The sequence below is a fragment of the Streptomyces sp. NPDC096311 genome, assembly GCF_044763085.1.
In the GTDB taxonomy this organism is placed as follows: domain Bacteria; phylum Actinomycetota; class Actinomycetes; order Streptomycetales; family Streptomycetaceae; genus Streptomyces.
Window position 1 is genome coordinate 228933 of record NZ_JBIWFN010000002.1, and the last position, 24645, is coordinate 253577.

Here is a 24645-nt window from a genome sequence, read left to right on the forward strand (position 1 = left end):
CCGACTCGACCGGTCACGACAAGTGAGCGTCGCGGACAAGGCCCGGAAGGTCCTCCAGGACGTCACCGGCATGTGGTGGCCGGACGCCGACGAGGGCGGGCTGCGGGACGCCGCGAAGGCGTGGCGGGACTTCGCCGACGACGTCGAGGACGTCACCGCCGCCGCGAACAAGGCCGCCCGCTCGTTGATCGAGAACAACAAGGGCGAGGCCATCTCCGCCTTCGACGACCCGTTCTGGCGCCGCTACTACTACGACAAGCACGGCTGGCTCAAGGACCTGTCCGACGCCGCCCGCGACATGGCCAAGGCCCTGGACGCGTACGCGGACGCCGTGCACCACGCAAAGAAGAAGCTCGAACACGAGCTGGAGATCGTCGGCGGGACCATCCTCGTGGGCACCGGTCTGGCCATCTTCACCGGGGGTCTCTCCGAGGGCCCCGCCCTCGCCGCCGCGACGACCGTCACCGAACTCGCGAGCACCCTGGGCATCGCGGTCTCCGCCGAGGTCGCGTCCATCGCGGGCACCACCCTGGCCACCGCCGCCATCGCGGGCATCGAGTCCGTCAGCGTCGATCTCGCCGTCGCCCAGCCGATCGCGATCGCGACGGGCGAGCGGAGCGGCGGCCTCAGCCTCGACGAGGCACGCCAGGCCGGCGTGTACGGCGCCCTCACCGGCGGCCTCCTCGGCGGAGCTGGCGCCACCTTCCGAGCCGCCCAGAACGCGGGCGGCTGGACGGAACTGCTGGGCGGCGTCCGCGTACCCGGCCTGAGCCCTCAGCTGGCCATGCCCGGCGGGCTGACCGCCGGTGCCGACGACCTCGGCATGCTGCTCCGAGACGGTGAGCCGAACGCCTGGCCGCGCAGCAAACGGAAAGGTCCGCAGAAGCCCAAATACACCACGGACCTCGCAGCCGACGAGGGTAAGAACGGCGCCCATACCGGCTCCCGGCATGTCGAGGTCACCACCCGGGACCTGAGGGCACGGCTGCGCGCCGCGCCCGACCTGGATGACGCCTCCCGGTACATCGACCATGCCTCGGCCCAAAAGCACGCCGAGGCAGTCGTGGGCAAGCATCAGAAGGAGATCGAGGACTGGCTGAACAACGGCAAAGCGACCGGTAAGAAGGACTTCACGGATGACCTGGGGGCACCCACCGGGCTGAGCCTGTCCCGGGCCAACTTCAGGACCGGCCAGCCTCCAGAATGGGTGACAGGGGCGACCGTAGTCCTCAAGAAGGATCCGACGGCCCCTCTGGGCTATCGAGTCCTGACGTCCTACCCCACCGCCCCGTAGCACTCAACCGGACAGGTCTCCAGATCCATGACGCCCCCAGACCGCTTCAAGGAACTGCGCGAACTCCTGCGCGCCTACGAATGGACCGGCCACGCCTTCGACGACACAGTGGAAACACCCGGCATCGCACTGAGCGCATACATGCGGACTGCGTCCTATGCCCCCGAGCGCGTGACCGCAGCAGTGCGGGAGATCGACGATCTCCTGACGGTGGGTCTCTTCAACGACGACATCGCGGACGACGTCGACCTGCTCCCGCACATCGACCCGCCCCGGGGCATCGGCGTCGAGGACTGCCTGCGCGTTGTCCGACAGCACCTGGAGCACTTCCTCGCCGCGCCACCGGCTCCCCGGCCCTCGGCCCGACCGAAGATCTCATGGGAGTGGCGGGAGCGCTTCCCGGCACTCGCCCACTTCCTCGGCGCGTACTTCTACCAGGGCAGCTTCGAGGTCGAGTACCAGTCACACGCCGAAGCAGTGGACGACTACCTGTCCGCCGAAGCCCCCGAGGACCACCGAGCCGCCGTCCACGACATCGACGGCGTCCTCGCCATGAATCCGACCGATGATGAACTGAAGGAAGGGGCACGCGTACTCGGCCTGAGAGAGCCCCCGCCCGAAGGCGTCTCCCTGCGCCAGTGGCTCACCGACATCCAGGGCATCATCACGCACCACCTGCGCACCTGACCTGGCGGGCAGCCGATCAGACGCCCCGGACACGATCCCCGGCAACCAGCCGCACGGGCGACCCTGCTTCCAGCAGCACAACTCCGGTGGAGACCGGAGACCGGCCCTTTCCGGTCTGTCGGAGGCTTGCCGCGATAGGTGGCGAAAAGCACCTCGGAAGTCCCGCTTCTGGAGCGTCTGCATGCGCCGAGCCTCGCTACGGCTGCCCGAGCCCGACGCGGCTCTCGTCAAGCGTGAACTGCAGCCGCTGCTCAAGCCGTACAGCGAGGCCGGCGGCGACTACGCCCTTCAGCGGCGGTGAGCTGCGTCTCGCCCGGTCTCTACGTGTCGAGATGATCAACGAAGATACCGATCAGGACGCGGCCGCCGAGACGCTGCTCCGGCAGGCTGAAGTGCACCCGGTTGCGGTGCCCTTCCTTCTTGGCGTGCCACTCGCAGCGGTATGTCTCGTCGTCGTGCTTGACGTCCCGCTGCCGCATGATCTTCTTGTTCTTGTGTGTCTTGGGGCTCTCCGGCGACAGTGTGAGCCCGTGCCGACCCAGTTCGGCCTGGACATCGTTGGGCTTGCCCGCGTGCTTGCGCACGGCATCGGCGAAGTGGTCCTGCACCACGGACAGAACGTCCACAACCCAGTCCCGCAGCTCCCGGTACGTCCCGTCGAACTTGCGGAAGGAGAGCGAGTCGGCGAGGACCAAACCCGGGAACGCCTCCCTGGCGCGGTCGAGGAAGTCTGGTTCCGCGACATCCTCCCGGAGGAAGAGCGACCGCCAGAAGTCGGTCAGCGCTGCGGGCTCGGCGAGGAAGAAGACCTCCACGGCCACCGGTTCTCCACTCGCGCCCTCTACTGCCGACACGGGTTGCCAACCACGCCCGTGCGCGACGGGAAAGACCACGCACGCGGTGTGGTGGCCGTGCCGGGTGCGATACCACGCATAGCCGAGGGACCCGGCCTCCTCCTTGGCTTCTCCTTCCACTTCGACCCGGCCGGGACGGCCGGACAGCTCCGTGTCCCAGGACGGGCACTTGTCCATCAACCTGACTGTTCTCAAGCGGGCGTCGCGCCCCACCTTCGGCGTTCCGCCCTCGTACAGGACGTCATACAGCTTCCTTTCGTCCGTACAGTCCACCTCGTACCAGGACTGCGAGCGGGCGACCTTGTAGCCCTCCTGTAACTCCTCAAGGGAGTCGTTGAAGTTGTCGAGCAGATCCGTGAGGTGCTGCTCCGTCAGTTCCCGGAAGTCGAACGACGTCTCGTCCACGACGAACCGGTACGGCTCACCGCCCCCTGCGTCTGGCACGCGCCAGCCTCCCCAAGTCCCGCTCGATCTGGTCGAAGAAGCCCTGCGGCCAGTCCGTCAGCTCGCCGCTCCCGGTGAACTCGATCGGGACGGAGCCGACCTCGTCCGCACCGAAGTAGTGGACGATGGCGGCCTCCGGAGCCAGCACCTGTTCCTCCGCAACACCGAGTCTGGCGCCGTTGAGGACGTGGTCGCTATGGGTCTCCACGATCACCTGAGCGCCGGTCCCCGCGACCCGGGCGAGGAACCGGCCCAGCTTGGACTGTCCCCCCGGATGCAGATGCGCCTCCGGGTTCTCCACGATCAGCAGGTCGCCGGGCCTGGCAAGCAGGCCGGCGACGATCACGGGCAGGGCGTAGGAGAATCCGAAGCCCATGTTGGTGGGCCGGATCGGCTCACTCAGTAGACCCGGCTCCTGGAACCGGATGGTGCTCGCCGTGATGCCGGGCGGCCACTGAGCAGTGATCTTGATGGGGCGGATGATCTCGGAGGCCCAGGTCTCGGTCTGGGTGCGCAGGATGGTGACGCCGTGGGTCGCTTCGGTGTCCGGATGCAGGAGCGCCTCGGGCACCTGCTCGCTCTCGCGGAGGGCGAGGACCTGCGCTGTGAACTCGCCCTGCACACCCACGCCGATGGCGTTCGGATGCTCGGCGGACACACCAAGCTGGTCCCTCGGACCGAGCCGCTCGGCGCAGAGGTACGTGAACTCACTTCCCCACCCACGCAGTTCAGGCAACATGACCCCGGGGTCGAGCACTTCGAGATAAAGGGCCTGCTCGTCCGGCACCTCGAATCGGTGGGCAACAGACGCGCCGTCGTCGTTGTCGAGGTGGATTTCGATGACCGAGTCGGGCGCGTCAGGATGCAGCACCTCATGTGCCTCGCCCAGCGCCAGCCCGTACGGGCCGTTGAGCTGCACCACACTGCTGTTGCTGTGCACATCCGCCAGCTGACGGGCCAGCAGCAGCGCTTGGATGGCCGTACTCTTTCCCGTGCCATTGAGGCCGGTGAGCACGGTGAGCGGACGCAGCTCGAACGACGCGTTGGCGAAACGTTTGAAGTGACGAATGCCCAGAGAGGTGATCACCTGCCAACCTCCGCAGCCTTCGCGGTGGCGCGGAAGCGGTAGACGACCCGGCTGACGTCACCGGTGGACGACGTGATGGCATCCAGGTAGTAGATGTCACGCGTCATCAGACTGCGGGCCTCTGCCACGATCGCGTCCTTGCGGCGTTCCAGGTCCTCGGGGTCGTACCTGGCGAGAGTGAGGGACCAGCTTTCAAAGAGCGGACGGTTGATCGGGTTCCGCCACGAGACCCCTTCGGGCCACTTTCGAAACGCATGGTCCCCGAAAACCAGTCGCGCGTTCGTCATGGCCTTGCTGAAGTCCGCCATGAGGCGGGATGCCTTGTCGTCATCGACCTCGTCGTCCGAATCCAGGAGGCGGGTTGCCCGTTGCAGGAAAGGATCCATGGCGGCCTGCTCCACGTATCCCTCCACGTCCATCAGCCAGAACGCGGCGAAGCGTAGAGCCATTTCCCGGTCGTTCATCCGGATGTGGTCACGCATGCCCGTCGCCTCGTAGAAGGCGTCTGTCGCGGTCATGGCCTTGAGGAGGTCACGGCTTCGGTCGCGGCTCATGCAGTGCCGGATCTCCTGTGCGTTGAGCGGAGTACCCAGGGTGTTGATCCGCCTGAAGATGTCGTACATGACCTCCGGCGGAGTCGTGGGATCGATCACGTGGGCCATGATCTGGGCGTTGTTGATACGCCGCTTCCATGGTGCGGGAAGTTCATCGAAGCGTTTCCCCTCGACCACTCCGTCCAGGTATTCGAGGCCCTTCAAAGCAAATCCTGACTTATCCCCGCCGCGGACGAAGTCATGAATGGTCGAAAGTCGTTGCAGGCCGTCCACCACGCGCAGGAGTCCGTCCGCGTCCTCTGCGAAATAGAACGCCGGCAGGGGAATCTGCAGCAGGACCGATTCGATGAGCTGAGACTTCTGTACGAGCTTCCAGACCCGCCCCCTCTGAAAATCCGGGGCCAGCTCCAGCGAATCGTCGTCAATCATGTCCAGCGTGTTGCGCAGCGAGAACTGTTTCGTATTGACTCGGATCTGCTCCGGATTCCATGGCCTGGCGATCTCAGGTGTGGTGTCGTCCGCCTCGGTCTCGGCCTCCACATCTGTGCCGTCGTCGAGGAAGTACTCCTCTCGAGCCGCCTGCGCCTTCTGGATCTCCGGGGTGGTCATGAGGCGATCGTAGCCGTGACCTGCATCCGGACCAGGTCCTTGGCGAAACCCCCAGTCGCAAGTGGTGGCTCGGCGTGCGGCCGCACTCTGACGACGCAGCGCAGGATGTCTCGTCTTGAGCAGTCGGCCGTCATCCATGTGATCGCCGCGGGCAGGCGGGCCCGGTCCGTCGGCATCCACGCGACGGCGCAAGACGCGTGCGGGCACGGCATGGCTGGGACCTCTCGATGGCCAGGATCTTGGGCGTCACGCGATTTCCCGTAAGTGAACGGATCGCTCGCCAACCTTGCCGGGCAGCCCCCGCAGGGGAGCTGGAAAGTTCCGAAGAACCCAGCAGGCGACGGACATCCACCGTGAACCAAGTGCCGCCTGCTTCCCTGTCCCCGAAGTGATATCACCACCGCAATGTCATTGAGACTGCTCCAGCCCCTCACCCAAGACCGCGACGACCGCGCACTTCCCCCACCTGCAGCAACAGCCCAGAGAGACGGCCCGCCTCGACCGCCTGTGTCACGGTGGTGGGCTCTTCGGCGCCTGTCCCTCTGGTGCACCGATGTGTGCGGCAGCTTGAGCAAGTCGGCGGTGACGACCCGGTGCGTGCCCCCGGCTACGAGGTTGTCCCCTTACCGGCCGACCGGTTCCGACCCGTGGTGGGGTGGCAGGCCTGCAGGAGAGCCGCGCAGGGTCCCAGGAAGGAATCGGCGCCTCCGTCACCACCCTCCCTACTGGCAGTACCTGGATCTGCTCCGCCTCGGCGGGGCGCCCTGCGCATTGCGGGCGTGCTGCTGGGTGAGTTCCGGCGTACGGCGGTCCTGGTTCCGCTCGAGGACGACCCCGGCCTCGACGGTGATTACGGCCTTTTGACTGCGGACTTGGGCGGCATCCGTTTCATCCTCGCGTTCTCCGACGAACAGTCCCTGGCCCGTTACGCCCAGGCGCGCGGCGAGATGGCACGCTAGTGGACGTACCAGACGATCCTCGGCGCCTGGCTGCGTGGCGGTACCGGCGGCCGGAGTGCCGTGCGGGGTGGCCCTGTATTGCGCGGACGGTTTGGACGGTGTGCTCTTCCCGCCGGTGCCGACAGGGCGAGGACATCGTGAAGCGCTCACCAGGCCGCCGGTGGACGGAGCCATGGCTGTCGTGCCTCCGCCGACGACGCCGTATACGGGCGTCTGACTGGTATCTCTTCGGGATTCGAACCCGAGACGCCGACCATCCGCGGGCAAGCTCACCAGACGTTGTGCTGCAGCCACAAGTGATGGCATCCCGCCCGTGTGCACCCTGACGAGCCAGGCTGTGACGAGGACTGGAACATCCTGCACGAGCACCTCATACAGTGGCCGACCCGAAGGGGTCGCCCGTCCCTATACTTCTGGGACTTTTCAGGGACTTTCAGCGCTGTCTGGGGGACTTCCGAGGGACTTTTCGCCGCCTGACGCGGCAAGCCCCCGAAAGACCGGAAAGGGCCTCCGACACGGGTCGGAGGCCCTTTCCCAAGCAAAACCGCAGGTGGCGGCAGACGAGTCGGGCTGTACGCCGGGTTCTGTCGCCCGGGCGCCTCGCGGCGGCCGGGGAGACGGCCATCCATCTAGGACCGGCGTTGCCGCCGGTCTCGTGCGGTCTACCCGCGGACTCGGGCGGGCAGCCCTCGATCGTCCGCGCAGAAACACCGAGATGTTTCCTTTTGACCTTGCTCCAGGTGGGGTTTACCTAGCCGCCTGAGTCACCTCAGGCGCTGGTGGTCTCTTACACCACCGTTTCACCCTTACCGGGAACCGAAGTTCTCGGCGGTCTGTTTTCTGTGGCACTGTCCCGCGGGTCACCCCGGGTGGCCGTTAGCCACCACCTTGCCCTGTGGAGCCCGGACGTTCCTCGGGAAGGTCCACAAGGACCTCCACGCGGCCGTCCGCCCGGCTCGTCTGCCGTGTGGACCATGGTACCGGGCGTGTGGTGCGCCTCGGGCCCGCCGTCGCCGTCGCCAGGACCGAGCCGGCCAGGATGAGGGCGAAGGCGGCGAGGACGCCGGGGGTCAGGCTCTCGTCCAGGAAGGCGGCTCCCGCCGCCACCGCGACGGCCGGGTTGACGTACGTGATCACCGTCGCCCGTGTCGGGCCCGCCTCCTTGATCAGTTCCAGGAAGGCCACGAAGGCGACCGCGGTGCAGATGACGCCGAGGCCGGCGAGGGCGGCCAGGATCTGCGGGGAGGGGAGCCCGGAGGGGCGGGTGACGACCGCCGCGGGGGCGTAGAGCAGGGCCGCCAGGGTCAGGCAGGCGGCCGTGAGGTGGAGCGAGGGGACGTTCTTGAGGTGGCGGGCGGCTATGACGGGGGCGGTCGCGTATCCGATCACCGTCAGCAGTACCTCGGCCAGCGAGCGGGCGTCGCCGCCGGTCAGGTGCGGGACGGTGAGGACCGCGACGCCGGACAGGCCGAGGGTCAGGCCCGACACGCGGCGGGCGCCGAGGCGTTCCGTGTCGCCGAAGAGGCGGGCGGCGGCCACGCCGACGATCGGTACGCCCGCGATCAGCAGGCCGGCCGTGGAGCTGGAGAGGTGGCGCTCGGCGTCCGTGAGGGTCCACCAGGGGACCATGATCTCGATGCATGCGAAGGCCAGCATGGGGCGCCAGTGGGTTCGTACGGTCCGGGCGAAGCCGGCAAGGCCCCCTTGGCGGATCGCGAAGGGGAGCAGCAGCGCGGCGCCCACCGCGCAGCGCGTGAACACCACCGTCGACGGGGACACGCCGTCCACCGCCACTTTGATCATCAGGTAGGGGATGCCCCAGACGACTCCCATCAGGGAGAACAGGAACCAGCCGCGTGCGGTCATGGGGGGAGTTTCGGCCGCCGTGCGGTCAGCTGTCTTGAACGCTGTTGCGGTACGCCGTCGGCGACACGCTTGTTCGGTACGCCGCCGGGGTCACCCCCAGCACCCTGCGGAACCAGCGCGTCAGGTGCGCCTGGTCCGCGAAGCCCACGAGCGGGGCGACCTCCGCGGGTCGCAGGCCGCTCTCCAGCAGGGCGCGGGCCCGGTTCACGCGGTACTGGGCCAGCCAGGCGTACGGCGGTATCCCCATCGTCGTACGGAAGGCGCGCAGGAGCTGGTAGCGGGAGAGGCCCAGGTCGGTGGCGAGGGAGGCGAGTGACGGGGGAGCCTGGAGTTCGTCGGCGAGACGGTCGCGTACGGCGTGGGCTATGGGGGCCGCTCCCGGGACCGTGTCGCACGCCGGGCGGGCCGTGGAGTGGCGACGGGCGAGGGCGGCCAGCAGCCAGGGGAGGCGGGACTCGGCCTCCAGGGGGTCGGGGCAGGCGCTCAGGTCCGCGTGGGCGGTGCGCAGGGCGGCGGCCAGTTCGGGGTCGTCGAGGACGGGGTCCCGGAAGTGCGGGAGGCTGCCCAGAATTCCCTCGGTGAGCAGGGAAGGCTCGGCGTACAGCGCCCGGTAGGCGTAGCCGTCGGAAGCGGCCGGGCCGCCGGTGTGCATCTCGCCCGGAGCCAGCACGACGATCGAGCCGGGGCCGGTGTGGATGCGGCCGCCCCGGTAGTCGATGATCTCGGAGCCGCCGACGCAGACTCCGATGGTGAACTCGTCGTGGGCGTGCGGTGCGTAGCGGTGCTGGTCGAAGCGTGCGGTCAGCAGGTCGAGGGGCGGACCTTCATGGCCGAGAGTGGCCCGGGTCCAGCGGGCCTCTTCACGTCGTGCCCCCATGGCCACCTCCCCTGGTCTCGTCAAGGGTGCAACGCCGCAGGCCCGCGTTTCCATGCCGGCGAGGACCTCCTCGCTTGACCTTGCCGCAACGTCAACGTTTCTACTGAGGGCATGCGGATCGGAGAACTCGCCGTCACCGTCGGTGTCACCACGCGGACGGTACGGCACTACCACCATCTCGGGCTGTTGCCGGAGCCCGAGCGGCGCCCCAACGGCTACCGGGACTACACGCTGCGGCACGCCGTCGTGCTCGCCCGGATCCGGCGGCTGACCGAGCTGGGACTCGGGCTCGCCGAGGTGCGGGACGTGCTCGCGGACGACGCGGGGCGCGATCTCGCCGAGGTGCTCGAGGAACTCGACGCCGATCTCGCCCGGCAGGAGGCGGCGATCCGGGAGCGGCGGGACCGGCTGCGCGCCCTGCTGGACCGGGAGGGGAACCTGCCCGCCGAGGGCCCCGTCTCTCCTGAACTGGCCGCGCTGCTCACGGGGATGGCGCACGGCCCCGAGTCCCCCATGGCCGTCAGGGACCGCGAGGTGCTCGCTCTGATCGACACCGTGGCCTCGCCCGAGAGCCGGAAGCGGCTGATGGCGGCGCTGGGCAGCGCCTTCGAGACGCCCGCCGCCGTGGCACGGGCGCACGAGGTGTACGCGCTCCTCGACGCACTCGCCGAGGCCGACCCCGACGACCCGCGCGTGGACGAGGCGGCCCGGGCACTCGCCGACTGCCTGCCCGATTCCCTGCTCCTGGAGACCGATCTCGCTCCCGGCCTCGACGACGGCTTTCTGCGCGCCCTGTACGCCGACGTCGCCCCGGCCCAGGCGGAGGCGATCCGGCGGGCGATGCGGATGTTCACGGAGCGCGGGCGATGAGGATCGTGCGCGGCCTCGTACGGCATGAACTGCGCCTGTTCGCGAGCCTGTTGCTGTGGGTGACCCGGCGCACGCACGGCACGCGCGACGGCCGCCCCTTCGGTCACGCGCGGGGCCAGGGCGCCATGATGTGGGGGCTCGCCTTCGTGTGCGTCGTCGAGACGGCCGGGATGGCGGTGCTGCTGCGCGGGTGGCCGGTCGTCCACGCGGTCGTCCTCGTCCTCGACGTGTACACCGTGCTGATGGTCGTCGGCTTGCACGCGGCCGGTGTGACGCGCCCGCACATCCTCGACTCCACGCACCTGCGCGTCCGCAACGGCGCGCAGGTGGATCTGCGGATACCCCTGGTGGACATCGCGGCGGTGCGCCGCGAGCTGCGCACCACGCACGAGCGCGCCGGGGGCGAACTGAACCTCGCCGTGGGCGCCCAGACCGACGTGACCATCGAACTGGCCGCCCCAGTACCGCACTTCACGCTCCTGGGCCGGGAACGTCGGGTCCGTCTCGTACGGCTGCACGCGGACGACCCCGACGCACTCGCACAGGCCCTCACGCGGGCGCGAACCGTACCTTCGCCGTCCCCGGGTCGGCCTGGGTGAGGCGGACCCGCAACCGCTCCCCCAGCGGCAGCGTCCCGGTGCCGCCCTCGATGCGGGCGACGACCGCGGGGGACTCCAACTGGACGGTGCCGACCGTGGGCTGACGCTCCATCACGTCCACCACGCATCCGTCGAAGATGTCCCCGACCCGGTCCTTGAGGAGCGCGGCCTCGACGATGTCGACGCACTCGCGTTCCACGGTGCCCGCGCGCCGGGAGCCCTCGGCCATCTCCTTGGGGAGGGTGTCGAGGGCGGTGAGCACCCAGTCGGGGGGTGGTTCGTCCGCGGCGGCGGCCAGGCAGAGTTCCGAGGCGTAGCGGTCGACGAGACGGCGCAGGGGGGCCGTGCAGTGGGCGTAGGGCGCGGCCACGGCGGCGTGCGAGGTGACGTCCGGGAGGGCGCCGCCCCGGAACACCGTGTAGCCCGCGCCGCGCAGCAGCGTCGTGCACTCCTGGAGGAAGGCCGCGTGGCGTGGCAGGTGCGGGTCGAGGGAGCGGACGAGCCGCGCGTACGAGACGTGGTGCGGCCAGTCGATGTGCAGGGCCCTGGCCGTGCGGCGAAGGCGGCCGACCGCGCCGTCGGGGGCGGCGGGCAGCGTGCGCAGGACGCCGGTGCCGTGCGCGAGCATCAGGTCGGCCGCCGCCATCCCGGTGAGCAGGGAGATCTGCGCGTTCCAGGCGTCGGCGGGAAGGGGGGCGCGGTAGACGAGTTCGTACGTCCCGTCCGTCTCGACGATCTCCTGCTCGGGGACGTTGAGGGAGATCCCGCCGCGCTCCACCTCCAGACGCTCGCGCAGCGTCCCGATCTCCTTGAGAAGGGCGAGCGGCTCCTCCGCCGTGCCGTCGTCGATCCGCTTCTGTACGTGCGCGTAGTCGAGCTTGGCGCGGCTGCGGACGAGGGCCCGGCGTACGTCGACGCTCTCCGTGCGGCCGTCCGCGTCCAGGTCGATCGTCCAGAGCACGGCCGGGCAGGTCTGGTCGGGCAGGAGGCTCGCGGTGCCTTCGGAGAGCCGGGTCGGATGGAGGGGGACCTTCTCGTCCGGGAAGTAGAGGGTCGTCACGCGGCGGTGCGCCTCGGCGTCCAGGGCGCCGCCGGGGGCGACGAAGGCGGCGACGTCGGCGATCGCGTACCGGACGCGGTAGCCGCGGCCGTTCTCGCGGCGGGACAGGTGCATCGCCTGGTCGAGGTCGGCGGACGTCGGCGGGTCGATGGTGAGGAAGGGGATGTCCGTCGCGTCGTGGGGAGGCAGGCGGGGTGGCCGGGCGGCCTCCTCCAGTACACCGGGCGGGAAGCCCCCGGGCACACCGAGACCGGTCCGCAGGGCGGACAGGGCGGCCTGCAGAGGAGCCCCCGGTACGCAGGTGGCGCGGATGTGGCGGCACGGCATGGGTCGAGCGTAGGTCGCGCGCACGCGGCGGGCACCCCGACCGCACCCCTTAGGCTGGCGCCGGGCCACACCCACCGTTAGGAGAACACCACCGTGCTCGTGCTGCTGCCGCCTTCCGAGGGCAAGGCACCCTCCCGCCGGGGAACCGCGCTGAAGCTGGAGTCGCTGTCCCTGCCCGGGCTCACCGAGGCGCGTCGGGCGGTTCTCGACGAGCTGGCCGAGCTGTGCGCCGGCGACGAGGAGAAGGCCCGCGAGGTGCTCGGACTGAGCGAGGGCCTGCGCGGCGAGATCGCCAAGAACACGGAGCTGCGCAGTGCGGGCGCGCGCCCGGCCGGGGAGATCTACACGGGGGTGCTGTACGACGCCCTGGACCTGGCCTCGCTGGACACGGCGGCCAAGCGGCGCGCGAGCCGCTCGCTGCTGGTCTTCTCCGGGCTGTGGGGCGCGGTCCGGGTGACGGACAGGATCCCGTCGTACCGCTGCTCGATGGGGGTGAGGCTGCCGGGGCTCGGGGCGCTGGGCGCGCACTGGCGTACGCCGATGGCCGCCGCGCTCCCCGAGGCGGCCGGCGACGGGCTGGTGCTCGACCTGCGGTCCTCGGCGTACACGGGCGCGTGGAAGCCGAAGGGCGAGGTGGCCGGGCGGACGGCGACGGTCCGGGTGCTGCACGCGCCCACCCGGAAGGTGGTCAGCCACTTCAACAAGGCGACGAAGGGGCGGATCGTGCGGAGTCTGCTTTCGGCGGGGGCCGCGCCCGCCGATCCGGCAGAGCTGGTGGAGACCTTGCGGGACCTGGGGTACGAGGTGGAGGTGCAGGCGCCCGCGCGGGCGGGGACGGCCTGGGCGCTGGATGTGCTGGTGAACGAGGTGCATTAGAAGCCCCATGGAGGTGTCGTTGCAACATGCGCAACGCTCTTTGCGCATGTTGCGCGACGAGGGCACGATGAGCCCATGAGCTCACCGCTGCCCTCGGTTCCCGCCGCCTCCGTGCTGGATCTCGCCCCCGTGGTTCCCGTCGTCGTGGTGAACGAGGTCGCGGACGCCGTACCCCTGGCCACGGCACTCGTCGCGGGTGGGCTGCCCGCGATAGAGGTGACCCTGCGGACGCCGTGCGCGCTCGACGCCATCCGGGCGATCGCGGACGGGGTTGCGGGCGCGGTGGTCGGCGCGGGCACCGTCATCACGCCGGCTCAGGTGACGCAGTGCGTGGCCGCGGGCGCCCGCTTCCTGGTCAGTCCCGGCTGGACCGACGTACTGCTCGATGCCATGAAGGCGTCCGGGGTGCCGTTCCTGCCGGGGGTGTCCACGACCTCGGAGGTGGTGGCGCTGCTGGAGCGCGGTGTGCGGGAGATGAAGTTCTTCCCGGCGCAGGCGGCCGGCGGCACGGCGTATCTCAGGTCGCTCGCCGGACCGCTGCCGCAGGCCAGGTTCTGCCCGACGGGCGGTATCGGCCCCACCTACGCGCCGGACTACCTCGCCCTCCCCAACGTCGGCTGCGTGGGCGGGACGTGGATGCTTCCCGAGGACGCGATCGCCGCGAAGGACTGGGGGCGTGTGGAGAGCCTGGCGCGCGAGGCCGCCGCGCTCAGGCCACGCGGATGACGACCTTGCCGAAGGCCACACCGGACGCGTAGTGGCGGAACGCCTCGTGGACCTCGTCGAAGCCGAAGACCCGGTCGATGACCGGGCGGGCACCGTGCAGGGTGAGGGCCCGGTTCATGGACTCGAAGTGGGCCCGGCCGCCCACGAACACCCGGCGGATCGTCGCCAGACTCGCCGCGTACACCGGGCTGGAGATCTCGATACCGGGCCGGCGTGGGTTGCCGGTGGTCAGGAGCACGATCTGGCCGTAGAGCGCGGCGGCGCGCATCGACTGCTCGATGGTGTCGGGGCCGTTGGTCTCGACGACGAGATCGGCGCCGCGCCCGCCGGTCGACTCCCGCACAGCCGTGCCCCATTCGGGGTTCTCGCAGTAGGTGACGACGTGGTCCGCGCCGAGTGCCTTGAGGTGGATGCGTCCATGCTGCTCGGACGGGGTACGCCGCTCAATTCCCCGTGAGGTATGGCCGGACGGTCGTACCCGTGACGTACAACTGAGCCATGACCATCAGCACCGCCGCCTCGGTGACCGAACCTCCGCCCTTCGCCCGGGAGCTGCTGCGCTGGCGCACCGCGCGCCGGGTCAGTCAGCTGGAGCTCGCCTCGCGGGCGGGGACGACCCAGCGGTACGTCAGTTTCATCGAGCGTGGGCGGTCGGTGCCCGGCAGGGAGATCGTGATACGGCTCGCCGAGTCGCTCGGCCTGACGCTGCGGGAGCGCAACTCGCTGCTGCTGGCGGCCGGTTACGCGCCCGCGTTCGCGGAGTCACCGCTCGACGCGGTCGCGCTGAAGCCCGTACGGGAGGCGTTGGACAGCATCCTCGAAGGGCATCTGCCGTATCCGGCGGTGGTGGCGGGGCCGCGGGGTGAACTCGTCGCGGCGAACGAGGCGTTCGACGTGCTCACCGAGGGCGCGGACCCCGCGCTGCTCGCGCCGCCCGTCAACGTGCTGCGGCTCGCGCTGCATCCGCGTGGGATGGGATCGCGGGTGGTGAACCTGGACGCGTGGGGGCAGCACATCGTGGAGAACCTGCGGGCCCGTGCCGTGCGCAGCCCCGATCCCCGACTCGCCTCCCTGGTCGAGGAGTTGGCGCACTACGTACCGGCGAGTGAGCCCAGCGCCGACTATCTCGGCTTCGCCGTGCCGCTGCGACTGCGGTGCGCGGAGGGCGAGTTGAGACTGCTCACCACGCTGACGTCTTTCGCGACCGCGGTCGACGTGACGCTCGCCGAGCTCCATCTGGAGGCGTTCCTGCCGGCGGACCGGGAGACCGCCGAGATCCTGCGGGCCCGGGCCGCTCGGCGCGGGTGACCGCCGGGCCCGGGCCGCTCAGCGCAGGTGAGAGGTGTCGTTGAAGAGGCGCAGGCTGGCGTTGCCGTCCGCGTAGTACGCCACCGCCGACAGGGAGGCCGCGGACAGCTCCATCCGGTACAGGGACTCCGGCGGGGCGCCGATCGCGAGCCGGACGAGGCTCTTGATCGGGGTGACGTGGGTGACGAGCAGGACGGTGCGGCCCGCGTAGGAGGCGATGAGCTTGTCGCGGGTGGTGGCGATACGGCGGGCGGTCGCCGCGAAGCTCTCGCCGCCGCCGGTCGGTTCGGCCTTCGGGGAGGCGAGCCAGGTCCTCAGGTCCTCGGGGTGGCGTTCCTGCACCTCGGCGAAGGTGAGTCCCTCCCAGGCGCCGAAGTCCGTCTCGCGCAGGCCGTCCTCGATGGCGACGTCCAGTCCCAGGCGGGCGGCGACGGCGGCGGCGGTCTGGCGGGTACGGGTGAGTGGCGACGCCACGATCGCCTGGACGGTGCCGCGTGCGGCCAGCGCGGCGGCGACGCGCTCGGCCTGTTCCCGGCCCACGTCCGAGAGCGACGGGTCGGTGCCGCCGCTGCCGGAGAAACGCTTCTGGGGGGTGAGGGGGGTCTCGCCGTGGCGCAGGAGCACGAAGGTGGTGGGGGCGCCCATGTCGGGGGCCGCGCCCCAGCCGACGGTCGGTCGCGGGGCGGTGGCCACGTGCTGCGCGGCCCGCACATCGGCGTCGGCCTTCGCGGCTTCGCCACCGGGGTCCGTCGGAGTGCGGGGCTGTGGGGGCTGGTCGCGCCCACGCGGCGGAGCCGCAATGGTCACAGCCCCGCGCCCCTCATGGGGCGACCACTGTTCGCCCCGCTTGCCGGCGTCCATCGCCTCGTTGGCCAGTCGGTCCGCGTGCTTGTTCTGTTCGCGCGGCATCCACTCGTAGGTGATCCGGTCGGGCGGGAAGACGCGGGCCGCCTCCGCGGCCAGGGGCTTCATGTCCGGGTGCTTGATCTTCCAGCGGCCGGACAGCTGCTCGACGACGAGCTTGGAGTCCATCCGGACCCGGACGCGCGCGGCCGGGTCCAGTTCGTGGGCGGCACGCAGGCCCGCCACCAGGCCCCGGTACTCGGCGACGTTGTTGGTGGCGATGCCGATGTACTCGGCACGCTCCGCCAGCGTCTCCCCCGTGACCGCGTCGATGACCACCGCGCCGTACCCCGCGGGTCCCGGGTTGCCCCGGGAACCGCCGTCGGCCTCGACGATGAACTCCCGCACGCCCCGCGCCCCTTACAGACCGGACTCGGACGTACGCACCAGGATGCGACGGCAGTTCTCGCAGCGCAGCACGGTGTCCGGGGAGGCCGCCTTCACGTCGTTGACCTCGGTGATGTTGAGCTCCAGGCGGCAGCCCTCGCAACGGCGCTGGTAGAGCCGCGCGGCGCCGACGCCGCCCTGCTGCTGGCGCAGCTTGTCGTAGAGCTTCAGCAGGTCGGCGGGGATGGAGGCCGCGACGACCTCGCGCTCCTTGGTCACCGAGGCGCTCTCGCCGTCGAGGGACTCGAAGGCGGCGTCCCGGCGGCCGGTCGCGTCGTCGATCTTCGACTGCACGGAGGAGGTCCGCTCGGTCAGCTCGGCGACCCGCTCCTGCGCGGACTCGCGGCGCTCCATGACCTCGAGGACGACGTCCTCCAGGTCGCCCTGCCGCTTGGCGAGGGAGGTGATCTCGCGCTGGAGGTTCTCCAGGTCCTTGGGGGAGGTGACGGCACCGGAGTCCAGGCGCTGCTGGTCGCGGCCCGCGCGCTGGCGCACCTGGTCCACGTCCTGCTCGGCCTTGGTCTGCTCGCGGGCGCAGTCGCTCTCCTCGGTCTGCGCGGCGACGAGCAGGTCGCGCAGCTGCGTGAGGTCCTTGTTCAGCGACTCGATCTCGGCGTGCTCGGGAAGGGACCTCCGCTTGTGCGCGAGCTGCTGCAGGCGTACGTCGAGGGCCTGGACGTCGAGAAGTCGGATCTGGTCGGCGGGCGCGGCGTTCAGTTGGGGGCTCCCATTGCGTTAGGTGTTTCGGTGGACGCCGCGTGGGCGGTCCAGGGGTCGGTGACCGTCTTGGAGACGTGGACCCGCAGGCCCCATCCCTCGCGGTCGGAGATCTCGTCGAGCTGGGCGGCGGCCAGCTCGCACCAGGGCCACTCGGTGGCCCAGTGCGCCGCGTCGAGCAGCGCGAGAGGACTGTGGGCGCGGGCCTCTGATGCCGGGTGGTGGCGCAGGTCCGCGGTGAGGAAGGCATCGACGCCTGCGGCGCGCACGTCGTCGAAGAGGCTGTCGCCGGAGCCGCCGCTGACCGCGACGGTCCGGACGACCGCGTCCAGGTCACCGGCGACGCGGATGCCCTGCGCGGTGGCGGGCAGTCGCCCGGCGGCGCGCGCGGCGAGTTCACGGACGGTCAGCGGGTGGTCCAGCTCACAGACACGGCCGAGGCCGCGGCGGCCCTCGGGGTCGGTGGGGTCCGGCACGAGCGGCCGTACGACCCGCAGGTCGAGCGCCCCGGCGAGGGCGTCGCTGACTCCCGGGTCGGCGCGGTCGGCGTTGGTGTGGGCGACGTGCAGCGCGATGTCGTTCTTGATGAGGGTGTGCACGACCCGGCCCTTGAAGGTGTCGGCCGCGACCGTCGTCGTCCCGCGCAGATAGAGCGGATGGTGGGTGACCAGCAGGTTCGCGCCCAGCTTCACCGCTTCGTCGACGATTTCCCGAACGGGGTCGACGGCGAACAGGACGCGGGTGATCTCCTGGTCCGGCTCGCCGCACACGGTGCCGACCGCGTCCCATCCCTCGGCCCTCTCGGGGGGCCAGAGGGTGTCGAGCGCGGCGATGACTTCAGACAGACGGGGCACGGGGAAAAGGCTACCTGGCTCGGGCCGGTGTCCCACCGGTCGCGGGCCGGTCCCCGGGTGCGCGACCAGGGATCCCGGCGGCGGGCGGCCCCCGGCGATCCGGGCCCCACCCCCTTCTCCACGCACCGTTCAGCACACGCGTCCCCGTTCCCTCAGGCGAATCGCGGCACGGCCACCCTTATGTGTGAAGCGCCCGCCCGCCGGTCCCACGTCTGTGCGTGCGAAAACTAGCTTCGTCGCCGGAGGTGACCGAACGATGACGGCCTGTGCCACCGAACCTGCGGCGGAACCCGGGGACGAGCGGGCCACTCGCCCCACGGATGCGACCGCCCACCCCGCGGACGCGACCGCCTGCCCCATGGATGCGATCGTCCGCCCCGCGGCTGCGATCGCCCGCCCCACCTGTGTGATCGCCGCGGACGGAACCTACGCGGCCCGCCTCGCCCTCGACGGCGAGTGCTGGTTCCCGGAGCGCTGGACGCTGGACGGCCCCGAGCCCTACGCCGTACCGCTGCCGTCCCATCAGCCGGAGGAGCCCGGCACCGAAGTGCTGCCGATGTCCGACGGGCGGGTGCTGATCCACCGCGTCGCGGACGGGCGGCACACGTTCTCACTGTTGTACCCGACCGGTCCCGGCACCGGGGAGCTGCTCCTGGGCGCGGTGGAGTGCCACGACGAGCACACCCGGCTGCGGCTGCTGCCGCCCGCGCCGGACGGGGAGTACGCGTACGCCCTCGCCACGGGCCGCGGCTCCACGGCGGTGTGGCTGGTGGTGGGCGGGGCGTTCGGGCCCGAGCACCTGGCCGAGGTGCCGGGCCGCTGTTCGGGCGGGGTCTGGCTGGACGGCACGGGGCGCCTGCTGGCCCTGGACCGCCACCAGGACGGCCGCACCAAGACGGTGGTCGTCGACCTGGGGCGCGGCGGTGAAGTAACGCCACTGCTGCAGATCGCCGAGGACAGCGACGACCGGCTGCTGCTCGCGGACGCCGACAGCGGACTGCTGCTGGTCCGCTCCGACGCGCCGTCCCCGGGCCACGACCGCCTCGGCTGGGGCGTCCTCGGCAGCACCCTGCCGATCCGCTTCCCCGACTGTCTGCGCGCCACCGACTGCACGGTGACGCCGTTCGCGATCCAGCCGGGGCAGGTACTGACGCCGGAGCGCTGCGCGGTGGCCCTGTGCATCGACGGGCCGGCCGGCAGCTGGGTGGGTGTGTGGCGGCCGGTCGAACGCCAGGTCCACCATCTCGCGGCCCCGGAGGGCTGGTTGGCGGGCGCGGGCCTGTGGACCAGGGAGGGGGTCCTCCAACTGCCGTACGCGACGGGGTCGGTGCCGTGCGGGGTGACGAAGGTGACGGCACCCGTCGCCGCGCCGACGGCGGAGGCACCCCCTCCGCCGGAACGGCCCGCGACGCGCCCGGTCCCCCTCCAACAGGCACCGCTGAGCGGGCAGTCCCCCGTGAAGAGGCGGCCCCTTTCCACCCGCCCGGCACCCGAGGACGAGGCCGTCCGGGCCGAAGGGGGGCCCGGGGGAGAGAACTGGTCACCCGCCCCCGTTCCCGCGTGAGCGACCGGTTAGAATCCCCCGGCTGCAAAGAAGGATCTTGTTGACGGGGTGAACACTTCCACATGAGCGAAACCAGCACCATGGAACCGCCGGCCACCGACGCCCACGAGGCGACGGTCCAGGACGAAGGCCACGGCAAGCACCGCGGCCCGGTCTCCGGCCAGGACGACGAGGCGACCCCCCACGGCCGCCACCGCAAGCCGTCCGACCAGCAGAACACATCGGCCTGACGGTAAGCAGGACCAGCGATACGGCCCCGCCCGCGCTCGGCGCGAGCGGGGCCGTTTCGTGCGGGGCGGACGGGCCGGGGGAAGCAGGGGGAACTGCGGGAACTAGAGGTGCTTGAGTCCCAGTACCTCGGCCGCCGCGAACGTCTCCCCCGGTGGCCGCTCCGCGTAGTACGGGCCGAGCAGTGCGTCGAGTTCGTCGTAGGTGAAGGCGTCCTGCTTGGTGTCGAACTTGGCTGCCACCCGCGGCCGTTCGACGACCGCGACCATGCCGCCGTGCACGACGAGCAGCTGTCCGTTGACGTGCGCGGCGGCGGGCGAGGCCAAGTAGCCGACGAGGGGCGCGACATGCTCGGGGGCGAGGGGATCGAGGCCCTGCTCGGGCACCTCGAAACCGTGGAACACGTCCTCGGTCATCCGGGTCCGGGCACGCGGGCAGATGGCGTTGGCCGTCACGCCGTACTTCGCGAGCGCCAGCGCGGTCGAGGTCGTCAGACCGACGATGCCGCCCTTGGCCGCCGCATAGTTGGGCTGTCCCGCCGAGCCCGCGAGGAACGCCTCCGAGGAGGTGTTCACGATCCGCCCGTACACCGGCCCGTCCGCCGCCTTGGACCGCGCCCGCCAGTGCGCGGACGCGAAGTGGGTCGTGTTGAAGTGGCCCTTCAGGTGCACGCGGATGACGGAGTCCCACTCGTCCTCGGACATCGAGAAGACCATCCGGTCGCGTAGGATGCCCGCGTTGTTGACGAGGATGTCCAGCTTCCCGAACGCGCCGATCGCCAGGTCGACCAGCTCACGGGCCCGTTCGCGGTCGGAGACGTCCCCGGTGTGGGCGAGGGCGTGGCCGCCCGCGGCGCGGATCTCGGCGGCGACCTCTTCGGCGGGGGTGGCCGAGGCCGCGCCGGAGCCGTCCCGTCCGGGCTGCCCGTAGTCGTTGACGACGACGGCGGCACCCAGGCGGGCCAGTTCCAGCGCTTCGGTGCGGCCGAGCCCGCGTCCCGCGCCGGTGACGATCGCGGCGAGCCCTTCAAGTGGCAGTGACATCGAAGTCCTCAGCAATCGTGGCAACGGTCGTGGGGGCAGTCGTGGGGGTCAGCCGGCAGCGGCCGTGGGGGTCAGATCTCGATGCACGTACGCAGCGCGGTTCCCGTCCGCATCTGGTCCAGCGCCTCGTTGATCCCGGCCAGCGGCACCCGGTGGGTGATCAGGCTCTCCAGGTCGATGCGGCCCGCGCGCCACAGGGCGACCGTCCGCTCGTACGACCGCAGAACGTCTCCGCCGCCGTACATGGACGGCAGGATCCGCTTCTCGTCGAAGAACAGCTCGAACATGTTGAGCTGCAGGAAGTCGTCCATGGCGCCCGCGCCGACGATGACGAGGGTGCCGCCGCGGCGGGTGTTCTCGTACGCGGTGCGGGCGGTGGCGGAGCGGCCGACGACCTCGAAGACGTAGTCGAAGCCCTCGCCGCCGGTCACCGACTGCTTCGCGCCCGGGAGTTCGTCGGGCGAGACCGCCTTCGTCGCGCCGAACCGCAGAGCGGCCTCCCGGCGTGAGGCGACCGGGTCGACGGCGACGATCTCGGCGGCGCCCTTGAGGCGCGCGCCCTGGATCGCGGAGATGCCGACGCCACCGCAGCCGATCACGGCGACCGAGGAACCGGCCGCCACGTCCGCGGTGTTGAGGGCGGCGCCGAGGCCGGTCGTCACTCCGCAGCCGATGAGGGCCGCGATGTCGAAGGGCACGTCGTCCGGGATCGGTACGGCGGAGCCCGCGTCGACCACGACCTCCTCGGTGAAGGTGCCGGTCCCGGCGAAGCCGAAGACGTCTCCGCCGGGGCGCCTGAAGTTGGGCGTGCCGGCGTTCATGAAGCCGGCCAGGCACAGCTGGCTCTGGCCGCGCTTGCAGGCGGGACAGACGCCGCAGGCGGGCAGCCAGCAGACGACGACCCGGTCGCCGGGCTTGAGATGGGTGACGCCCTCGCCGACCTCGACGATCTCCCCGGCGCCCTCGTGGCCGGGTACGAACGGCGCGGGCTGCGGCAGTACGCCGCTCATCGCGGACAGGTCGGAGTGGCACAGCCCGGTGGCCCGCACCCGGATCCGCACCTTGCCCGGCCCGAAGCCCACCGCCTCGATGTCGTCGAGGACTTCCAGCTTGTCCTGGCCTATCTCGTGCTGTACGGCTGCGCGCATGGTGCGGCTCCCCTCGACAACGGGCTGATCACTGACGGGCTGGGCTCAGGAGTGTGTGACGACGGTGTCGGCGAGGACCGGCGCGTCATCGCGCTCGGCGGCGCTCACGGCCACCCGGACGCTGCCTTCCTGCCGCCACATACGGATGCGCAGGGTCTCCCCCGGGTACACGACCCCGGCGAAGCGCGTGGTGTACGAGCGGACGCGCGCCACGTCCCCGCCGAGCAGCGTGTCGACGACCGCCTTGACCGTCATCCCGTACGTGCACAGCCCGTGCAGGATCGGCCGGTCGAACCCGGCGAGCTTGGCGAACTCGGGGTCGGCGTGCAGCGGGTTCCAGTCGCCGGACAGCCGGTAGAGCAGAGCCTGTTCCTCGCGGACCGGGCGCTCGACGGTCCGGTCCGGCGCACCGGCGGGCTCCTCGAGGCGGGTGGAGGGGCCGCGGTCGCCGCCCCAGCCGCCCTCTCCCCGTACGAAGATCTGGGCGTCGTTCGTCCACAACGGTCCCTCGGCGTCGGCGACCTCGGTGCGCATGACCAGGACGGCCGCCTTGCCCTTGTCGTATATGGCGGCGATCCGCCCGGTGGCCAGGGCCTTGCCCTCGACCGGGATCGGGCGGTGCACTTCGATGGTCTGGCCGCCGTGCAGGACGCGGGCGAGGTCGACGTCGACGCCGGGCATGGACAGGCCGCTGATCACTCCGGGGGAACCGGCGCCCGCGACGGTGGCGAAGCTCGGCAGGACGTGCAGCTTCGATTCGAGGGTGTAGCGCAGTTCGTCGGGATCCGTCGCCGGGACGCCCGCTCCGAGGCCGAGGTGGTAGAGCTGGACGTCCTTGCGGTCCCAGGTGATCTCACCGCTGCGGGGTTCGGCGGCGAGGGCCTTGGCGGCGTCGATGGGCATGGGGCTCCTGATCAGTAGCGCGAAAGACCTCGGTGCGGCCGTCCGCACCGTCGGCCGCACCGAGGTCGACACTGGCCGATCTAGAACGCGTTCCAGTCCGGCGACCCTTGTATAGCCCAGCACTCGGCAGTTGTGAAGGCTCCTGACGCCCTGTCAGGTCAACGGCCCGTCCGCCCGGCCGTGACATTTGTCCTGCCGGAGTCCGTACAAGCGCATCTGCCGGGCAGGGGCCGCGGATTCGTACCGTCTCAGACATGACACAGACAGGTGGGACAGAGCGTGCCGTGTCCTTCACGGGGGCGGTCAAGGCGTTCGGCGCGGTGCGCGCCGTGGACGGGGTGGATCTGGAGATCCGCCGCGGCGAGACGGTGGCGCTGCTGGGGCGCAACGGCGCGGGGAAGTCGACCACGATCTCCCTGCTGCTCGGTCTGAACGAGCCGGACGAGGGGACGGTCGCGCTCTTCGGCGGCCCCCCGGAGGCGGCGGTGCGCGCCGGGCGGGTCGGCGCGATGCTTCAGGAGACCCGGCCGGTGCCCCGCGTGAGCGTGCGTGAGCTGGTCTCCTTCGTCGCGGGCCGCTATCCCGCGCCGCTCCCGGTCGCCGACGCGCTGGAGCTCGCGGGGATCGCGGATCTGGCCGGACGGCGCGTCGACCGGCTCTCCGGCGGACAGGTGCAGCGGGTGCGGTTCGCGGTGGCGCTCGCAGGGAACCCCGACCTGATCGTGCTCGACGAGCCCACCGCCGCGCTGGACGTGGAGGCGCGGCGCGCGTTCTGGGACTCGATGCGGTCCTATGCGCGGCGTGGCCACACCGTCCTGTTCTCCACGCACTACCTGGAGGAGGCCGACGCGCATGCCGACCGGATCCTCGTCATCGACCACGGCCGGCTCGTCGCCGACGGGACCGGCGAGCAGCTCAAGCGGTCGGTGGGCGGCAACCTGGTCTCCTTCGACCTCGCGGGCCGGGGCACCGAGGGGCTGACCCTGCTGCCCGGTGTGGTGTCGGTGGAGGTGCGCGGAGACCGGGCCCGGCTGCGCACGGACGACTCGGACGCGACGGTGCTCGCGCTGGCGGAGCTCGGTGCGATCCGCGGCCTGGAGGTCGTCCCCGCATCCCTGGACGACGCGTTCATGACGCTCACCTCACATGTTCTGGAGACGGTGTGATGCTGGACTATCTGCGCCTCGAAGTGCGCCGGACGCTGCGCGACACCGGCTTCGTCATCGGCGGCATCGCGATGCCCGTGATGATGTACCTCCTGTTCACCAACCTCGGTGACGGCAGTGACGGCGGCTGGCAGACCGGCTCGATGATCGGCATGGCCGCGTACGGGGCGGTGGGCTCGGCCCTGAACACCGGCGGCGGGGTCGCCGAGGACAAGTCGATCGGCTGGCTGCGGCAGCTGCGGGTGACCCCGATGACCCCGCGCGAGGTGGTGCTCGGGCGGACGCTGACCGGCTCGGTGACGGTGCTGCCCGCGATCGCCGCGGTGCTGGCGGCGGGCGGCCTGGTCAACGGCGTACGGCTGGAGGTCTGGCAGTGGGCCGCCGTCGCGGTGCTGCTGTGGCTCGGCTCGATACCCTTCACCCTGCTCGGCCTCGGCAACGGCTACCGGCTCACCGCGCAGACGACCGGTGTCGCGAACATGGTGTGCAACCTGGGGCTCTCGGTGGTCGGCGGTCTGTGGTTCCCGCTCACGCTCTTCCCGGGCTGGCTCCAGTCCCTGTCCGGCTTCACCCCCACGAACCGCATCGCCCAGCTCGGCGTGTCCGTCGCCGAGGGCGGCGCACCGGCGCTCGGCGCGGTGGCGGTTCTCACGGCTTGGCTACTGGCCTTCGGTTCGTACGCTGTGGTCTCGTACCGCAGGGCCGCGCGGACCATCTGAAGCGGACCGTCCGAAG

The 24645-nt window shown here is 70.9% G+C and carries 24 protein-coding genes, 1 other RNA gene and 1 pseudogene; 12 read left to right on the forward strand and 14 right to left on the reverse strand.

Annotation, left to right across the window (positions count from 1 at the left end):
• The first annotated feature begins 22 nt into the window (after positions 1-22).
• On the forward strand, positions 23-1294 hold the full coding sequence (locus ACIRA5_RS05615) for an RNase A-like domain-containing protein (RefSeq protein ID WP_403687587.1): 1272 nt from the start codon (positions 23-25) through the stop codon (positions 1292-1294).
• 27 nt (positions 1295-1321) lie between these two features.
• Entirely contained in the window at positions 1322-1981 is a 660-nt protein-coding gene (locus ACIRA5_RS05620) for a contact-dependent growth inhibition system immunity protein (protein WP_403687589.1), read from the forward strand.
• A gap of 320 nt (positions 1982-2301) precedes the next feature.
• Here ACIRA5_RS05620 and ACIRA5_RS05625 read toward each other — a convergent pair whose 3' ends face one another.
• From ACIRA5_RS05625 to ACIRA5_RS05635, 3 genes are read right to left on the reverse strand one after another with little or no spacing between them, the layout of a single operon-like run.
• Entirely contained in the window at positions 2302-3279 is a 978-nt protein-coding gene (locus ACIRA5_RS05625; RefSeq protein WP_403687590.1) for a hypothetical protein, read from the reverse strand.
• The gene (locus tag ACIRA5_RS05630; RefSeq protein ID WP_403687592.1) at positions 3257-4366 is read right to left on the reverse strand and encodes a DUF3696 domain-containing protein; all 1110 of its coding nucleotides are present in this window, start codon (positions 4364-4366) and stop codon (positions 3257-3259) included. Before ACIRA5_RS05630 ends, ACIRA5_RS05625 begins: the two co-directional genes overlap by 23 nt.
• Positions 4363-5529: a DUF262 domain-containing protein gene (locus tag ACIRA5_RS05635; protein ID WP_403687594.1), complete on the reverse strand. Its 1167-nt coding sequence runs from the start codon at positions 5527-5529 to the stop codon at positions 4363-4365. The genes ACIRA5_RS05630 and ACIRA5_RS05635 overlap by 4 nt, the downstream gene beginning before the upstream one ends.
• A gap of 779 nt (positions 5530-6308) precedes the next feature.
• Between ACIRA5_RS05635 and ACIRA5_RS05640 the strand changes: the two genes are divergently transcribed.
• Positions 6309-6488, forward strand: a complete 180-nt coding sequence (locus ACIRA5_RS05640) for a hypothetical protein (RefSeq protein ID WP_403687596.1) — start codon at positions 6309-6311, stop codon at positions 6486-6488.
• Positions 6489-7045: 557 nt separating this feature from the next.
• Here ACIRA5_RS05640 and rnpB read toward each other — a convergent pair.
• The 3 genes and pseudogenes from rnpB to ACIRA5_RS05655 all read right to left on the reverse strand — a co-directional run bounded on the left by rnpB (position 7046) and on the right by ACIRA5_RS05655 (position 9231).
• An RNA gene (gene rnpB, locus ACIRA5_RS05645) (RNase P RNA component class A) lies at positions 7046-7447 on the reverse strand.
• A 118-nt stretch (positions 7448-7565) separates the two neighbouring features.
• Positions 7566-8354 (reverse strand): annotated as a pseudogene (locus ACIRA5_RS05650) (DMT family transporter); the annotation flags it as partial.
• Positions 8355-8379: 25 nt separating this feature from the next.
• The gene (locus tag ACIRA5_RS05655) at positions 8380-9231 is read right to left on the reverse strand and encodes an AraC family transcriptional regulator (protein WP_403687598.1); all 852 of its coding nucleotides are present in this window, start codon (positions 9229-9231) and stop codon (positions 8380-8382) included.
• Between the two features lie 111 nt (positions 9232-9342).
• Here ACIRA5_RS05655 and ACIRA5_RS05660 point away from each other — a divergent pair, with 111 nt between their 5' ends.
• Entirely contained in the window at positions 9343-10101 is a 759-nt protein-coding gene (locus ACIRA5_RS05660; protein ID WP_403687600.1) for a MerR family transcriptional regulator, read from the forward strand.
• Positions 10098-10700: a hypothetical protein gene (locus ACIRA5_RS05665; RefSeq protein WP_403687602.1), complete on the forward strand. Its 603-nt coding sequence runs from the start codon at positions 10098-10100 to the stop codon at positions 10698-10700. The genes ACIRA5_RS05660 and ACIRA5_RS05665 overlap by 4 nt, the downstream gene beginning before the upstream one ends.
• On the opposite strand, the gene ACIRA5_RS05670 is transcribed toward ACIRA5_RS05665, so the two are convergent.
• A complete protein-coding gene (locus ACIRA5_RS05670; protein WP_403687605.1) occupies positions 10651-12087 on the reverse strand; it encodes an RNB domain-containing ribonuclease in 1437 nt (478 codons plus the stop codon). The genes ACIRA5_RS05665 and ACIRA5_RS05670 overlap by 50 nt on opposite strands.
• 93 nt (positions 12088-12180) lie before the next feature.
• Between ACIRA5_RS05670 and yaaA the strand changes: the two genes are divergently transcribed.
• Both yaaA and eda read left to right on the forward strand, forming a co-directional pair.
• Complete coding sequence (yaaA, locus tag ACIRA5_RS05675; RefSeq protein ID WP_403687608.1) at positions 12181-12963, forward strand: peroxide stress protein YaaA; 783 nt, start codon at positions 12181-12183, stop codon at positions 12961-12963.
• A 75-nt stretch (positions 12964-13038) separates the two neighbouring features.
• Positions 13039-13689, forward strand: a complete 651-nt coding sequence (eda, locus tag ACIRA5_RS05680; protein ID WP_352045632.1) for a bifunctional 4-hydroxy-2-oxoglutarate aldolase/2-dehydro-3-deoxy-phosphogluconate aldolase — start codon at positions 13039-13041, stop codon at positions 13687-13689.
• Here the strand turns inward: eda and ACIRA5_RS05685 are convergent.
• On the reverse strand, positions 13673-14137 hold the full coding sequence (locus ACIRA5_RS05685) for a zinc-binding dehydrogenase (protein WP_403688586.1): 465 nt from the start codon (positions 14135-14137) through the stop codon (positions 13673-13675). The two genes, eda and ACIRA5_RS05685, sit on opposite strands and share 17 nt — an antisense overlap.
• A 50-nt stretch (positions 14138-14187) precedes the next feature.
• On the opposite strand from ACIRA5_RS05685, the gene ACIRA5_RS05690 reads away from it, so the two are divergent.
• Complete coding sequence (locus ACIRA5_RS05690) at positions 14188-14997, forward strand: helix-turn-helix domain-containing protein (RefSeq protein WP_403687611.1); 810 nt, start codon at positions 14188-14190, stop codon at positions 14995-14997.
• An 18-nt stretch (positions 14998-15015) separates the two neighbouring features.
• On the opposite strand, the gene ACIRA5_RS05695 is transcribed toward ACIRA5_RS05690, so the two are convergent.
• The 3 genes from ACIRA5_RS05695 to ACIRA5_RS05705 are packed head-to-tail and all read right to left on the reverse strand — an operon-like array spanning position 15016 to position 17858.
• The gene (locus tag ACIRA5_RS05695; RefSeq protein ID WP_403687614.1) at positions 15016-16248 is read right to left on the reverse strand and encodes a bifunctional RNase H/acid phosphatase; all 1233 of its coding nucleotides are present in this window, start codon (positions 16246-16248) and stop codon (positions 15016-15018) included.
• Between the two features lie 12 nt (positions 16249-16260).
• Entirely contained in the window at positions 16261-17004 is a 744-nt protein-coding gene (locus tag ACIRA5_RS05700; RefSeq protein ID WP_403688589.1) for a zinc ribbon domain-containing protein, read from the reverse strand.
• Positions 17001-17858, reverse strand: coding sequence for a Nif3-like dinuclear metal center hexameric protein (locus tag ACIRA5_RS05705; protein WP_403687617.1), 858 nt, complete (start codon positions 17856-17858; stop codon positions 17001-17003). The genes ACIRA5_RS05700 and ACIRA5_RS05705 overlap by 4 nt, the downstream gene beginning before the upstream one ends.
• 256 nt (positions 17859-18114) lie before the next feature.
• Here ACIRA5_RS05705 and ACIRA5_RS05710 point away from each other — a divergent pair, with 256 nt between their 5' ends.
• Positions 18115-19422 carry a hypothetical protein gene (locus tag ACIRA5_RS05710; RefSeq protein ID WP_403687619.1) on the forward strand — a complete coding sequence of 436 codons (1308 nt, stop codon included), beginning with the start codon at positions 18115-18117 and terminating at the stop codon, positions 19420-19422.
• Between the two features lie 62 nt (positions 19423-19484).
• Positions 19485-19652 carry a hypothetical protein gene (locus ACIRA5_RS05715; RefSeq protein ID WP_403687621.1) on the forward strand — a complete coding sequence of 56 codons (168 nt, stop codon included), beginning with the start codon at positions 19485-19487 and terminating at the stop codon, positions 19650-19652.
• 102 nt (positions 19653-19754) lie between these two features.
• Here ACIRA5_RS05715 and ACIRA5_RS05720 read toward each other — a convergent pair whose 3' ends face one another.
• From ACIRA5_RS05720 to ACIRA5_RS05730, 3 genes are all read right to left on the reverse strand, one after another.
• Positions 19755-20693 carry a 3-oxoacyl-ACP reductase gene (locus tag ACIRA5_RS05720; protein ID WP_403687624.1) on the reverse strand — a complete coding sequence of 313 codons (939 nt, stop codon included), beginning with the start codon at positions 20691-20693 and terminating at the stop codon, positions 19755-19757.
• 71 nt (positions 20694-20764) lie between these two features.
• Positions 20765-21841, reverse strand: coding sequence for a Zn-dependent alcohol dehydrogenase (locus tag ACIRA5_RS05725; protein WP_403687627.1), 1077 nt, complete (start codon positions 21839-21841; stop codon positions 20765-20767).
• 45 nt (positions 21842-21886) lie between these two features.
• On the reverse strand, positions 21887-22744 hold the full coding sequence (locus tag ACIRA5_RS05730; protein ID WP_403687629.1) for a MaoC/PaaZ C-terminal domain-containing protein: 858 nt from the start codon (positions 22742-22744) through the stop codon (positions 21887-21889).
• A 254-nt stretch (positions 22745-22998) separates the two neighbouring features.
• Between ACIRA5_RS05730 and ACIRA5_RS05735 the strand changes: the two genes are divergently transcribed.
• Both ACIRA5_RS05735 and ACIRA5_RS05740 read left to right on the forward strand, forming a co-directional pair.
• Positions 22999-23910, forward strand: coding sequence for an ABC transporter ATP-binding protein (locus ACIRA5_RS05735; RefSeq protein ID WP_403687632.1), 912 nt, complete (start codon positions 22999-23001; stop codon positions 23908-23910).
• On the forward strand, positions 23910-24629 hold the full coding sequence (locus ACIRA5_RS05740) for an ABC transporter permease (protein WP_403687635.1): 720 nt from the start codon (positions 23910-23912) through the stop codon (positions 24627-24629). Before ACIRA5_RS05735 ends, ACIRA5_RS05740 begins: the two co-directional genes overlap by 1 nt.
• Positions 24630-24645: the final 16 nt, after the last annotated feature.

Excerpts from the sequence above, each read along its gene's own strand:
- ACIRA5_RS05635 (WP_403687594.1), bottom strand. The coding sequence starts at position 5,529 with ATGACCACCCCGGAGATCCAGAAGGCGCAGGCGGCTCGAGAGGAGTAC.
- ACIRA5_RS05740 (WP_403687635.1), top strand. The coding sequence starts at position 23,910 with ATGCTGGACTATCTGCGCCTCGAAGTGCGCCGGACGCTGCGCGACACC.
- ACIRA5_RS05660 (WP_403687600.1), top strand. The coding sequence starts at position 9,343 with ATGCGGATCGGAGAACTCGCCGTCACCGTCGGTGTCACCACGCGGACG.
- ACIRA5_RS05715 (WP_403687621.1), top strand. The coding sequence starts at position 19,485 with ATGAGCGAAACCAGCACCATGGAACCGCCGGCCACCGACGCCCACGAG.
- ACIRA5_RS05710 (WP_403687619.1), top strand. The coding sequence starts at position 18,115 with ATGACGGCCTGTGCCACCGAACCTGCGGCGGAACCCGGGGACGAGCGG.
- ACIRA5_RS05655 (WP_403687598.1), bottom strand. The coding sequence starts at position 9,231 with ATGGGGGCACGACGTGAAGAGGCCCGCTGGACCCGGGCCACTCTCGGC.
- eda (WP_352045632.1), top strand. The coding sequence starts at position 13,039 with ATGAGCTCACCGCTGCCCTCGGTTCCCGCCGCCTCCGTGCTGGATCTC.
- ACIRA5_RS05670 (WP_403687605.1), bottom strand. The coding sequence starts at position 12,087 with ATGCCGTGCCGCCACATCCGCGCCACCTGCGTACCGGGGGCTCCTCTG.
- ACIRA5_RS05620 (WP_403687589.1), top strand. The coding sequence starts at position 1,322 with ATGACGCCCCCAGACCGCTTCAAGGAACTGCGCGAACTCCTGCGCGCC.
- ACIRA5_RS05735 (WP_403687632.1), top strand. The coding sequence starts at position 22,999 with ATGACACAGACAGGTGGGACAGAGCGTGCCGTGTCCTTCACGGGGGCG.
- ACIRA5_RS05665 (WP_403687602.1), top strand. The coding sequence starts at position 10,098 with ATGAGGATCGTGCGCGGCCTCGTACGGCATGAACTGCGCCTGTTCGCG.
- ACIRA5_RS05690 (WP_403687611.1), top strand. The coding sequence starts at position 14,188 with ATGACCATCAGCACCGCCGCCTCGGTGACCGAACCTCCGCCCTTCGCC.
- ACIRA5_RS05725 (WP_403687627.1), bottom strand. The coding sequence starts at position 21,841 with ATGCGCGCAGCCGTACAGCACGAGATAGGCCAGGACAAGCTGGAAGTC.
- ACIRA5_RS05720 (WP_403687624.1), bottom strand. The coding sequence starts at position 20,693 with ATGTCACTGCCACTTGAAGGGCTCGCCGCGATCGTCACCGGCGCGGGA.
- ACIRA5_RS05730 (WP_403687629.1), bottom strand. The coding sequence starts at position 22,744 with ATGCCCATCGACGCCGCCAAGGCCCTCGCCGCCGAACCCCGCAGCGGT.